Here is a 12,340-nt window from a genome sequence, read left to right as displayed (position 1 = left end):
TCTGTGTACAGATTCGCGCAATGATACAGTGTGTTCAAATCGGCTTTTGCACAAAGTGAAGACAAATGTTCAGGAAGTGAGGCCGGAGGGTAGAGTGATTACCAAAAAGGAGATCCATGAGACTGAGGGTATGGAGGCTGTCTATAATTACCTTCTGTATGACATGAAAAGAATTAAACTCACCCAGTTTGCCGACAGGCATTTTGAGGGTTTGAAGCACTATAATGACAAATTGATGCGGAGATTAGAAATTGCTAATCTTCAGAAATTAATTGGTACCTGGGTTTCATTTTCGAGGGTATATGCAGATGGAGATCTAAGTTCTTTCAGGTGGACAGTCACCCAAAATGAAAATAAATTCGAAGTGCTACGTGAAGGTGGAGAGGGCCTTTATAAAGGAACCGTAAAAGTCGGGCACGATTATGTTTCTTTTGTTTTAACTCAAAATGGGATTATAGGAGAAGACTTCATCGATTTGGTGTCTACAGGTAAAAGAAAGCACTTAATGGCATTGATGGATCATAAGACTATTATCAAAGGGCTTACCACCACTATTGTCCGTGAAAATTCCGACGTGCATCCTGTAGCCACCAGGGAAATAATGATAAAGTTGTCTGACGAGCCAATAAAACTAAAAACGGGTGATCAAAGAGGGAGGCCCACCTTGGAGGATATAAGGGAATTGTTTGCTTCAAGCCAGCTTCAAGCTTTGGAAGTGGAGAGGCTCATCCAGATTATTCGTGAATTCATAGAGAATGGCAATGAGAGGATCTACGCAAATTTGAATATAAACAAGTCGATGGTTGAGGCAAATGAGAGATTTTTTGGAAGGTATTATGTTTATTACATCGATAGTATTACAGATACATTTCATCGATTTTATCTCAATGTAGACAAAAACAGAGATGTAGAAGGTATCCTATTGGTGGAGGATAAATCTAAGGGATTCAGAGAAGATATCTATGCAGGTAAGGTGTCATATGAAAATAATCAATTTGTAATTATTCAGGCATCTTCATCATTAAGACCCGTGGCCATTACCTTCAAAAGAATGTCTGAATCTGGAGGTTATTTGACAACCTACAATAAAGATGCGGCTCCAGTAGTGAGTAAAGTTATTTTGAAGAGAATACATGAGGATCAAATCAACCTAAAGGATTGGGCTCGCAATGACCAAAAGGAGATTGAAGATAAATTGAGAGAGGGTTCTTATTTGGTTTTCAATTCTTAATTATCGACCCTTTAAACAACCGATAAAATGATTGAACTGGCCAGGTACATCGTGATCCTTTTTGCTGCTTTTCTGATTTACGTCGGTTTTCTGATGTTGCTGAACCCCCTCAAGGCTCGGGAGTACCTCAGAAAAGCCGGAAGCACCAATTTTATCAACTACTTCGAAATCACCATTCGGATGATCCCGGCGGCTGGGCTCATTATATCCGCTGAGTTGTCAAAGTTTCCTGAAGTGTTTACCCTGCTGGGTTGGTTTATGATCGCCACTTCTTTCATCCTATATTTCGTCCCCAGGAGGCTCCATCATCATTACGCCCTTTGGTGTGCAGACATTCTCAAGCCCGCGTACATTCGACTGACTGCTCCATTCTCCATGCTATTTGGGTGCGCGATTATTTATGCCTTCCTGTAAAAGATATCGAGTGATAGGTGATCATCCCCAATGGCCATGACTTACCCAGGAGGGGAGTTGTGTATCCCGACCAGTGTGGTTTTTTTAAGGCGATCACAAAGCGTGGATGACCACCTTCCAGTGTTTATTTGTTTTTTTCGAACCAGCTGACGATAGCGGGCATGTTTCGCTCAAAGCCTCCGGGAATGAAAAAATTAAGCAGTCCGGCTCGCTTTTCCGTCTGGTTTTTGAAATCGTGAAGGGTCTTTGCGGGAATTCTTAAAAATGCGCCTTTCTTGGCTTGCACCCATTCCTGCCCGATTAACACGGAGACCGTTCCCTCCAGAACATAAAACACCTCATCATTTTCTTCATGCAGATGGGCACCCGGCCCGTCAGTGTCTGGCTCCAGCCACCACTCCGAAATGCTGTATTTTTCATCGGTTTCGTTCTCGTCGGCTTTGAACACGGCGGTCATACGCCCGCAGTTATGGGTTCTGCCTTCACCGGCATGGAGAACGAGCGGTTCGGTAGCGTTGTGCTTATGGTTCATTGGTTGAGGTTAGGTTTTAGTAATGGCTCCGTTGTGGTCACAATACCCGGAGGCAACAAGATAAGTCAAAACTCCAGGACTCCAAACCCTCAGAAGACGGATTTAGGAGGCTGTGCATTGCTAGTTGGGAAATACCTGTATGATGGCTTAGTGATGTCCAGCACTAAAAATGGCGTTTGAGCCTGGGCTACTAAGCAGGTTCGTAGATCAGCTGCACCACTCCTGATTGGAAGGTCCTGGTCTCGATCAATTTTAGGCCCAAGCGTTCTTTCAGGTCTTTGAATAGTGGTTTTCCTCTTCCCAACACTACGGGGTGTACAGAGAGTCTATAGCGGTCTATGAGACCGTGCCGAATAAACGAGGTAATCAAGCCGGCGCCCCCATAGAGCCAGATACCTTTCCCATCTTGCTTTTTGATTTCTGCTACCTTTCCGACCAGATCGGAGCTGATGAAGGTGGCTCGATCATCTTGCCTGAGCTGGCTCGTAAATACCACCTTTTGCATTGAATGAACCGCTCTCCAGAGCCGTTGCTCTGCCGGACTGGCCTGGGTATCGGGTTGAAAATTGCCCCAGGCATCGTAGCTGACCCTGCCATAAAATATGGTGTCGACACCTGCCAGAAACCCTTCAAAGTCCATGTCATCGTCCATGATACACCAGTCGATTTCACCTTCGGGCCCTTCGATGAATCCATCAAGCGTTACTGCCAGATCTAATAGTATGTTTCTCATTCCTGTTGTTGGTTGCGCAATGTCAGGTTGGGTCACCTGGTTACTGCTTAGTCAATTAATAATTTCTCCCTTGTTGTTGGCCAGCTTTTCACGCCATTTTTGGATCTCCTCTGGTGTTTGTCTGTCCCAGTCGGCTACCTCACCCACGATCTTCAGCGGTGCCTCCGTGCGATAGGAGCGGGTGGGGTTCCCCGGAAATTTTTTGTCGGTCACATTGGGGTCATTTTCGAAAACCCCGGAGGGCTCCACGATGTACACACGTTCACGTCCCTCACCGTTGGCCAGGGCAGCGGCCAGTCCAGCATTATTCGCTAAGGCGGTGAAATAGATGTGATTCATTTTGAGGTCGGTCTTGTAGTTAGACAGGTTTCCGGCTACCAGCAAGTCGCCTACCTGCAGGTCTGCTTTTGTTCCGTGGTAAAAGGGTCCTTTGTCAGAGGGCTTGGCTTGAAATGAAGCCCCTAATGCATGATGCTCCTGGGCTTTGTCTGCGTCGCCCAGCTCTTCGTAGCAGAGACCTATATTGGTATATAATGCGGGGAAAGCACTCGCCACCGTGTCGTCGTTTACCTTCAGTGCATAAGTCAATGTCGTTTCCAGCCATTTCAGCCGATCGGAGACCTTGTGTTGATGTCTGGCGACATAATGAGCAGCCATAAACTTTTCAAAGTCGTTAGTGGCTTCGTTCCAGGCTTGAAGAAACAGCCGGTTGGCCGCTGTGGGCTGGTCGTTCTCTTCCATGGCCATACCCTGTAGGCAGCGTTTGACAATGTGGTTGTTGGGGTTGAATTCCATTTACTGATTGTTTGGTAATTATATGATCCAATCATTTATCTAGCCAGGAGCTACCTTTGAATCATCATTTTTTCTTGAGAAAGGCATGTGCCGCTTTTTCTCCATAGGTGACCTGAGTATCCGTAAATCCCAGTTGGGGTAGATCCAGTCCTGCGAAAAGCGGTTCGCCGGATCCAAGCAAGATGGGGGATAAGGCCAGGTGCATTTCATCCATCAGTCCGGCTTGCAGAAATTGACGAATGGTAGATACCCCACCGCCAATACGGATGTCTTTTCCATGAGCCACCTCGCGGGCTTTTTCTAGTGCGACTTCTATACCACCGGTCACAAAATGAAAAATAGTACCTCCCCGCATGGTGACAGGTGGTCTTGCATGATGGGTCAAAACAAACACAGGAACGTGATATGGCGGATTCTCACCCCACCAGCCTTTCCATTCATCATTTGGCCAAGGGCCGCGTATGGGGCCAAACATGTTGCGTCCCATAATCCATGCACCGATGTTTTCAAATGACTTTTCAACAAACTCATTGTCTATTCCCTCCATACCTCCGTCTCTTCCGCCCATTTGCTGAAACCTTTTGGTAGAAAACATCCATTCATGAAGTTCCTCGCCACCCACACCCAGGGGGTTCTCCATACTTTGATCAGAACCGGCTCCAAAACCGTCCAATGAAACCGAGAATGCTGTTACTTTAACCTTGCTCATACTTGACTTCTTCGTTTTTGAATTGTTGATCTAAAAAACCTGTATATCCTATTGATCCCGGAACTCATGATTCATGATTTTAATCGGGAGTAATCCCTGACCTCAGCGAACTTGTTTTTTCGTTCATGATCTCGATAGCTTTCAGGAAATAGGCCTCAAGGGTTTTGATTTCGGTGTCAGAAAATGAGGCAAAGAGCTCATCCGTACTGTCCTGGAAATCCTTGTAAAGAGGCTCTAAAAGCGCCACAATATTTGCGGTGTTGGGTTCGATGAAAACCTTCCGCCGATCGTTCTTGTCCAGTCGTCTTTTTACCAGTTTTTTCTTTTCAAACCGGTCTATCAGCCCCGTGACCGCTCCGGCCGTCATGCCAGTCAGGGTGGTGAGTTCACCGGCTGTCATTCGCCCCTTTTGGATCAGAAAACCCAGGTACTTATGGTCCGTCCCCGTGAGACCGGCTTTTCGGCCTATTGCTTCGTGCATCTGGGTAGAGGAGTATGCATATAGTTGGCTCAACTTTCTGATCTGAATAATGGTTTCGTTTGGCATTTTATATTTTACATACTAAATAGTTTAGTTGCTAAAATAATAATAAATAAACCTTTTTACCAAACGGTCTCCAATAAAGCGATTAGTCTTTTTTGACTTTCTGGAAATGAAATGGAAACAGTTCCCGCAATGGCTCATTGATCAGCCAGATTCCACCCCAGGCCAGGATGGCCAGATAGACAGGAAAAAGGAGGTGCGTAAACAAGGGGTTATCCAAACGCAGGTGGGTGGCCATGGCACCACCCCAGTAGGCGGTGAGCAATACGGCTCCCAGTACGGAGGTTCTGGGAAGTGCGTACAGGAGGGTAGAGAGGAGTCCAAGAATACCCAGCACATAGATCTGATCCTCGGCAAAGCCAAGGGCGACCGTGGTTTCGACTACCGTAGGTGGCTGAATAAATTTCATGATGCTGTCCATCAGCATAAACAAAATGGCGATTCCGCTCATGGTTCGTGCTGTCCAGCGGCGACTTTTTGAAATGGGTCTTGTGTTTTTCATGGTTTGTTTTATTAATCGTTTAAAAGCATAGCCATATGGCTGAAAATTCTTCTTAGGTGTCCGGTCATCTAACCAAATTTTTGATCAGGGATCGTTCATGAAGGGCTGATGACTCCAGTGCTGGTGTGTCGGGCACAGCTCAGGAGCCAGCGGTTACCAAACTTATCCGTGAGTTCGCCAAACAGGGCACCCCAGCGGGTCTGCTCTGGCGGATGACTGGCCAGACCCCCTGATGACAGCTTTCGGTAGACCCGCGTCAGCTCTGCTGTACTGCTGCAGGTGAGGGACAGTGAGACTGAATTGCCTTTTAGGAGCCCCGACTCTGGCACCATGTCTGAACCCATCAGCTTCATGACGCCATTGGAAAGTGAAGCATGCACGATACATGCCTTCATAGACTCGGGCATCTTTTCTGATAAGGGGGATTCACCCACTGTTTGAAACCTCAATTGTCCCCCCAGGCACTTTTGATAAAAAGTCATGGCCTCACGGCAGTTGCCGTTGAAGGTCAGGTAAGTAGCGATCGCAACCATCATGCTTGAGTATTAGGCATCACCGGAGGTAGAAGGCTTACCGGATCACATTAAAGGCCAGGTGAGTAACCCCCGTACCATTCACCGACCTAAAGCACTCCAGTTTTGGTTGCGAGGTGTTGGCAAACAAGGGCTTCCCGTTACCAAGCAGGACATGCACCAGGTCAATGTGTATCTCATCCACCAGCCCTGCCTTCAGGGCCTGCTGCAGGATACTGGCGGAGCTAATGCAGACGGCCTTTGAGCCGGCACTGGCTCTTGCCTGGCTGATGGCATCTTCTACGCCTGTGGTGATGAACGTAAAAGGGGAGTCCGCTTTTGTCCATTCAGCTACGGGCTGGTGCGTTACCACGAAGTGATGAACGCCAAGTGGTGGATGCCCACCCCATGCTTGGGAAACATCGAATGTCCTCCGGCCGGTAACCATCGTCCCTACAGATGCCATGGCTTTGCCTATCAGTTCGGCACTGGCCTTAGAGACCTTGAAGGGTGTTCCGGGCAGTGGTGTATCCCCACCAAAGTACCAGCTGTGCAGTTGGCTGGAGTCGTCATCCGGGCTGGTGATGTAGCCATCCAGCGACATGCTTATGTTGAAAATTACTTTTGTAGACATGATGGTAAAGTTTGAAGGTGTAAGAAAGTCGGGTTTCAACCCTTTTGAGCCTCTGCGTATCTTTTAAAACTGTCCAGAATAGATTGCCAGCCATCTCTCTGCATGTCTATGGGGTTTTCGCTTTCAGGTTCAAAGGTTTGGGTGATGGTGGTTTCGTTTCCCTGCATTGCAAAGGTGATGTTTACCTTCCGGCCATCGTCCAGGGTGTAGTCCATTTGCTCATGGGTTTTTACAAGGTCATACACCCCGCTAAAGTCGAAACCGAAACTGCCGTCTTTGGCTTCCATCCTGGATAGAAATTTACCACCAGTGCGCAAGTCATTTTCGGCTCTTGTGGTGTGCCAGTCCGGCGAAGCGGTACACCATTTGGTGATGTCAGCTGGATTGCTCCACAGTTGCCATACCTTTTCTATAGGGGCTTTGATACTGGTGTGGATCGTAATTGTTGTTTTGGTTGTCATGTTTTTGATGTTTTGTTTTGACAAAGATGCCCTACATTTTAGAGACTACTGCTGTATGAAAAAGACAGCATTGGGGTGTTTTGCGACAAATCATTCTAACTTTAGTTGATTCGTTTCTTATGTGTGTTAATTTTCTGAAACCATGAAAACAGTAAGCATTCTCGTACCAGAGTCCTCTGTGATGCAGGCCATAGCAGATCCCCAGTATTTGTTTTCGGCCGCCAATCAATTTTTAGCTGCCGCAGGGAAGGAACCATTGTTTGAAGTAGAGTTGGTAGGGGCCAGAAAGGAGATTAAACTCAATGAAGGCCGGTACTCTATCCATACCGACCGACTGGTGCAGGACATAGACAGGACGGATCTGGTACTGATCCCGGCACTTTTTGGCGACATGCAGGCGGCCATTGCCCAAAACAAAACGCTGCTGCCTTGGATTCATCAGCAATACGGAAAAGGAGCGGAGGTGGCATCTCTCTGTGTTGGAGCTTTCCTGCTGGCCTCTACCGGCCTGCTCGATGGGAAGAAGTGCTCTACTCACTGGGGGTTTCAGAATGAGTTTAGGGAACTCTTTCCAGAGGTGGAAGTGATGGACGGCAGTGTGATCACCGAGGAGCATCGCATCTACTCCAGTGGTGGTGCCAACTCCTACTGGTGTTTGCTGCTGCATTTGCTGGAGAAATACACCGATCGCGAAACAGCCATTCTGGCGTCCAAGTATTTTGCTGTGGATATTGATCGTGACAGTCAGGCAGCTTTTTCCATGTTTAAGGGACAAAAGAACCATACCGATGAGGCCATCAAAACAGCACAGGATTTTATAGAAAGGAACATTGCCGACAGGATACTGGTGGATGATCTGGCGAATATGATGGCCGTGGGGAGGCGAACCTTCGAGCGTAGGTTCAAGCAAGCCACCAACAATACAGTGCAGGAGTACATCCATAGGGTGAAAATAGAAGCCGCGAAGCGACAGTTTGAGAACAGCCGCAAAAACATCAACGAAGTGATGTTTGACGTGGGCTATACGGACACGAAGGCTTTTCGCAGCATGTTCAAAAAGATCACCGGTCTCACTCCCGTAGAATACCGCAACAAGTACAATAAGATGGCCGAAGTGGAGGTGTAGGGCTTGATCCCTAGGAGATTCATATAAGTTTCACTCCACCTCCAAGATGAGATAGGGCAGAAGTTTGAATGATGGGTGCCAAGTCTTTTAAACTCATAGATTCATCGATGATAATGGGGTATTCATCGGAGACTGGTGACTGGTGCGCTGCAAATATCCGGGAAATCTTTTGGGCATTGGAGTATTGCTTTATTTTAGAGGCAGATGCGCCAACCAGAGTCCATTTCATACCCTGCCAGAGCTTGTTGTTTTGGGAAAGGCCATTTTTATGTGGTTTATGGGATAATATGGGCCTGGATCTTTTTTCCCTTCAGCGGATTTTCACAAGTCAAATATGACTGGAGGCCCTTACCCGATGTGAAGGCGATAAAGTCCTATTCAGATCAGTTTCCCGCTCAGGTGAAAAAGCACCCACCGGATCCCGCGCCTCCGGTGATCAGGGAGGTCTATCTGGATGAGCAACCAGAGTTCGTCACCAGCATACAGCCTGATCTCCTTAGTCGGTTACATTTCGAAGCGTATGAGCTCACCCTGGATCAGCGGATTGATATCCCAAATGGCATGGTCTTCAAGGATATCTCCAACTCCAACATCAAGTATTTAGATCAGGCCCACGGTTTACTGACCAATGACATAAGCGTCATTGCTGAAGACAAGGACGGTCTGATTTACTTGGGGTCGTCTAAAGGATTGTTGGTTTTCAATGGGAAGGAGTTAAGTGTTTATCAGGGCAATTCAGCTTTTTCGCTCACGGGCATCCGGAGTTTGTGGTTTGATGCGGAGGGGAAACTGTGGGTGGCTACAGATATCAATATTTGCTACATTCAGAACCAGAAAATATTTGTGCCGGAAATGGACTTTGGCCCTACCCATCTGCAGGGGTTTAGCGAGAGTTCCGCAACCGGAGAGTTCTTCATTTTTACCGTTTACCATGGTCTTTTTATTCTGAAAGAAGGGCAGATGTATCAGTACAACGCGGGCCTGCCAACTCCCCATGTGAGCTGTGCCATCCGTACCGATGATGGCCGGCTTTGGTTCGCCTTTGGTAATTCTGGGTTTGGGTACATCCAGAAAGACAGTCTTTTTATGTATAAAAGGGAGGGTATTGAGAATTCACCAAGAAGTTTGCTTGAGGTGGGTGGAGAGCTGTGGTTAGGCCAGTTTAGGGGTAAGTTAATGAAGCATAGAAATGACTCGCTGTTCAATGTCTTGCTGAATGACCGGAGACGTCATCATATCTATTCTTTTGCTTCAAACGAACAAGGGCTGTGGTTTCCAGACTATGCAGAAGGGGTTTATTTAATCAAGAAAAATGGGGAATATGATTTTATAGGTGAAGAGCATGGGCTCAATGGCCGGGTTTCCTTCACCCTGATGGCTGATGCTTTCGAAAATATCTGGGGCGCAGATGCGGGCAATGGCATTTCCAGAATTGATGAATTGGCTTTTCGGCCTACTCGGAAATTCGTGAGCAACCATGGAATCTTTCAGATCGAGCCAGACGTCTATGGCAATTCCTGGTATTTCATGAATGGAGGGGGATTGATTTCTGAGTCGGAGGAGGGCTATGTGGAGTACCTCAATAGTGACAGATACAGCACCAGTGGAGCGGTGTCCGGGGACAGTGTTTGGATTTCGTCTGAAACCCTGGGGCTTACTGTATTGAAGGATGGGGTCTTCACCACGTATAGGATGAAAAAGGATGAGGAGCTGGACTCCACCATATACGATATTAAAATGGATGCGAACGGGAGAATTTGGGGGTGGAATTATGCCAATCGGCTCTATAGCTTCCGCAATGGTCAATTTTACAACTTCAGTTCAGCACCGGATTTAAAAGATTTTAAGTTCATCAATGTATTGCAGACGACAGATAAGACCATCTATGCTGTGGCCCTCAACAATGGTGTGATTGCCATCAGCAACAATAAGTATGCGCACCTCAACATGGATAATGGCTTGTTCTCCGATCAAATCTCTTTTGTTTTTCAGGATGAGAGTGGCAATACATGGTTTTGCGCCAGTGGCAGGGTGCAGGTGGTGGATGCGCAGGGACAAAGCACGGTATATCAGATCAAAGAGACCGAGAGTAATCCAATTCTCCAGATTCTGGAGACCGAAAGGGGTTCTTTCATGGCAACTACCGCATCCGGCCTTTTGCTCATGGAGAAAGATCAGGAAGGCCTGACCCACAAATTTTATGGTAAGGAAAACGGACTCAAGCTCATTGGCAACCGCATGATCACCAGAGATCGTCAGGGGCGGATTCTCATTGGTGGAGGCACAAGTTTGAAAACATTTGATCCGTATTACCTCAAGAGTGACAAATCCCGACCCAGGCTTACCCTCAATAGAGTGTTGGCAGATGGAGTAGAAGTGGATCGGGACCATTTGGAGGTAGAGCAGGAAAAGGTTGTCAATTTTGTGTTTAACAAGATCTTCTGGGGACAGCAGTCTGATCTTGTATACAAGCTCCAGCACAGGTCGCGAAGTGGCAACTGGAATCATGTGAGCTCAAATGTGATTTCATTTAAAGAGCTCCAGTATGGAAATTATGAGCTGCTTGTATACGCCGAAGGGGAGGGCAGAAAAAGTGAAGAGTTACAATTTAAGTTTACGATTCTTCCATTTTGGTATCAAACAGATGGAGCCAAGCTGATGTATTTCCTCTTGGCCGTGACATTGATTGTTGGATATATTTTCTACAGAGAAAGCCGTGCCCGAATGGCTAAAATCAGATTGCAGAAATTGGTGGATGAGCGCACAGCAGAACTTCAGGTAGAAAAGCTCAATGTTGTCCGGCAGCTCCAGCAAAAAGAAATCCTGATGCAGGAGGTACATCACCGGGTTAAGAACAACCTTACCTTCTTGAAAAGTTTGCTCTATCTCCGGGCCAGAGCCTCCAAGGATGCGGAGGTGAGGTTGATTCTGGACGAGTGTCAGGCCAGGATTCAGTCGATGGCCCTGGTTCACCAAAATCTATACGATGTACAGGATGCGTCAGAGGTTGATTTTGATCTTTTTTTGAGAGAGCTTTTTTTTGAGTTGGAGAGTATGTTTGATCAGGACAGGTCCAATATTAACATTGAGTTGGCAGTGAGTGACTTCAAAGTGGATGTAAAGTTGTCCGTGTTTCTGGGTTTAATTCTGAACGAAATGATTACCAACTCATTCAAATATGCCTTTCCAAATGGGGAAGAGGGGAGAATCCTCGTTCGGCTAAGTCAGATGTCGGAGCATTTTGAATTGACCTATGCCGACAGTGGTTTGGGTTTTGGCGAGAGTTTTGATTTTAAAACATCAACAGGCTTTGGTTTTAAGCTCATCAATATACTGCTCAACCAGATCGATGCGCAAATGCAATATGTAAACAATGGAATGACTACTTTCACCATAGTAATCCCGAAATGAAAAGGAAATTCAACATACTGATCGTAGAGGACGAACTGATGATAGCAGAGATGACCAGGGAGATGCTGCTGGATTTAAAGTATTCAGTGGTAGGAATCGCCAAGGATCATGACGCAGCGATTGATTATCTGGCAAAATCAGAAGATATTGACCTGGTGATTCTTGACATCAATTTGGGACGGGAGAAAACAGGCATTGATATCGCCGAGGTGATTCAAGATCAATATGAGATCCCATTTATCTACCTTACCTCTTACTCCGACCCTAAGACCATTAAGAAGGCCGCCCAGACCTCTCCGGCAGCCTATTTGTTAAAGCCTTTTATCAAAAGTGATCTTTATACAACGATAGAAATAATTATCGCAAGAAATCTGAAAAGCGAAGGGACTATCCTCATCAAGGACGGAGATTTGAATGTGAAATTGAAAACCCGTGACATTCACTATATCATGTCTGATAACAATTACCTGGAAGTTTTTACCCTAAGAAAGAAATACATTGTTAGAAATTCACTGGACGGCTTTTTAGAAGAACTCAATGATTCCAATTTCATTAGAATTCATCGGTCTTATGCAGCCAATATACTCAAGATCGAAGCAGTAAATGGCCAATACGTATTAGTGGGAGAGGCTAAACTCCCATTGTCCCGTACCCATAAACAAGAAGTCATTGACCTTTTTATGAGTAGATAACCTGGTTTTGCATGTCAAACTCATACAAAATCGGGTTATTCACA

Annotated in this window: 15 protein-coding genes; 5 read left to right on the top strand and 10 right to left on the bottom strand. The window is 46.3% G+C overall.

What is annotated here, in order from left to right; genetic code table 11:
* Positions 1 to 55 precede the first annotated feature (55 nt).
* Both ACHKAR_RS09310 and ACHKAR_RS09305 read left to right on the top strand, forming a co-directional pair.
* Entirely contained in the window at positions 56 to 1,231 is a 1,176-nt protein-coding gene (locus ACHKAR_RS09310; protein ID WP_395417180.1) for a hypothetical protein, read from the top strand.
* 27 nt (positions 1,232 to 1,258) lie between these two features.
* Positions 1,259 to 1,645: a hypothetical protein gene (locus ACHKAR_RS09305; protein ID WP_395417179.1), complete on the top strand. Its 387-nt coding sequence runs from the start codon at positions 1,259 to 1,261 to the stop codon at positions 1,643 to 1,645.
* 124 nt (positions 1,646 to 1,769) lie between these two features.
* Here the strand turns inward: ACHKAR_RS09305 and ACHKAR_RS09300 are convergent, their stop codons facing one another.
* The 9 genes from ACHKAR_RS09300 to ACHKAR_RS09260 form a co-directional block, all read right to left on the bottom strand.
* A complete protein-coding gene (locus ACHKAR_RS09300) occupies positions 1,770 to 2,177 on the bottom strand; it encodes a cupin domain-containing protein (RefSeq protein WP_395417178.1) in 408 nt (135 codons plus the stop codon).
* A gap of 190 nt (positions 2,178 to 2,367) precedes the next feature.
* On the bottom strand, positions 2,368 to 2,910 hold the full coding sequence (locus tag ACHKAR_RS09295) for a dihydrofolate reductase family protein (protein ID WP_395417177.1): 543 nt from the start codon (positions 2,908 to 2,910) through the stop codon (positions 2,368 to 2,370).
* A gap of 51 nt (positions 2,911 to 2,961) precedes the next feature.
* Complete coding sequence (gene arr / locus ACHKAR_RS09290; RefSeq protein WP_395417303.1) at positions 2,962 to 3,411, bottom strand: NAD(+)--rifampin ADP-ribosyltransferase; 450 nt, start codon at positions 3,409 to 3,411, stop codon at positions 2,962 to 2,964.
* Positions 3,412 to 3,769: 358 nt separating this feature from the next.
* Positions 3,770 to 4,414: a dihydrofolate reductase family protein gene (locus tag ACHKAR_RS09285; protein ID WP_395417176.1), complete on the bottom strand. Its 645-nt coding sequence runs from the start codon at positions 4,412 to 4,414 to the stop codon at positions 3,770 to 3,772.
* Between the two features lie 79 nt (positions 4,415 to 4,493).
* A complete protein-coding gene (locus tag ACHKAR_RS09280; RefSeq protein ID WP_159579320.1) occupies positions 4,494 to 4,961 on the bottom strand; it encodes a MarR family winged helix-turn-helix transcriptional regulator in 468 nt (155 codons plus the stop codon).
* An 82-nt stretch (positions 4,962 to 5,043) separates the two neighbouring features.
* Positions 5,044 to 5,460 carry a DoxX family protein gene (locus ACHKAR_RS09275; RefSeq protein WP_395417175.1) on the bottom strand — a complete coding sequence of 139 codons (417 nt, stop codon included), beginning with the start codon at positions 5,458 to 5,460 and terminating at the stop codon, positions 5,044 to 5,046.
* A gap of 95 nt (positions 5,461 to 5,555) precedes the next feature.
* Positions 5,556 to 5,996, bottom strand: coding sequence for a VOC family protein (locus tag ACHKAR_RS09270; RefSeq protein ID WP_395417174.1), 441 nt, complete (start codon positions 5,994 to 5,996; stop codon positions 5,556 to 5,558).
* Positions 5,997 to 6,030: 34 nt separating this feature from the next.
* A complete protein-coding gene (locus ACHKAR_RS09265) occupies positions 6,031 to 6,606 on the bottom strand; it encodes a dihydrofolate reductase family protein (protein ID WP_159579324.1) in 576 nt (191 codons plus the stop codon).
* A 35-nt stretch (positions 6,607 to 6,641) separates the two neighbouring features.
* Positions 6,642 to 7,067, bottom strand: coding sequence for an SRPBCC domain-containing protein (locus ACHKAR_RS09260; RefSeq protein ID WP_159579326.1), 426 nt, complete (start codon positions 7,065 to 7,067; stop codon positions 6,642 to 6,644).
* 142 nt (positions 7,068 to 7,209) lie between these two features.
* On the opposite strand from ACHKAR_RS09260, the gene ACHKAR_RS09255 reads away from it, so the two are divergent.
* Positions 7,210 to 8,193: a GlxA family transcriptional regulator gene (locus ACHKAR_RS09255; protein WP_395417173.1), complete on the top strand. Its 984-nt coding sequence runs from the start codon at positions 7,210 to 7,212 to the stop codon at positions 8,191 to 8,193.
* A 19-nt stretch (positions 8,194 to 8,212) separates the two neighbouring features.
* Here the strand turns inward: ACHKAR_RS09255 and ACHKAR_RS09250 are convergent, their stop codons facing one another.
* Positions 8,213 to 8,422 (bottom strand): hypothetical protein, encoded by a 210-nt coding sequence (locus ACHKAR_RS09250; RefSeq protein WP_395417172.1) that lies wholly within the window; start codon positions 8,420 to 8,422, stop codon positions 8,213 to 8,215.
* A gap of 128 nt (positions 8,423 to 8,550) precedes the next feature.
* Between ACHKAR_RS09250 and ACHKAR_RS09245 the strand changes: the two genes are divergently transcribed.
* Positions 8,551 to 11,604 (top strand): histidine kinase dimerization/phosphoacceptor domain -containing protein, encoded by a 3,054-nt coding sequence (locus ACHKAR_RS09245; protein ID WP_395417171.1) that lies wholly within the window; start codon positions 8,551 to 8,553, stop codon positions 11,602 to 11,604.
* Positions 11,601 to 12,296, top strand: a complete 696-nt coding sequence (locus ACHKAR_RS09240) for a LytR/AlgR family response regulator transcription factor (RefSeq protein WP_395417170.1) — start codon at positions 11,601 to 11,603, stop codon at positions 12,294 to 12,296. Before ACHKAR_RS09245 ends, ACHKAR_RS09240 begins: the two co-directional genes overlap by 4 nt.
* Positions 12,297 to 12,340 lie beyond the last annotated feature (44 nt).

It is taken from the genome of Marinoscillum luteum (assembly GCF_044005705.1).
Lineage (GTDB): Bacteria > Bacteroidota > Bacteroidia > Cytophagales > Cyclobacteriaceae > Marinoscillum > Marinoscillum luteum.
Note: the sequence above shows the minus strand (reverse complement) of the source record. Positions and strands in the feature narration are given on the sequence as shown.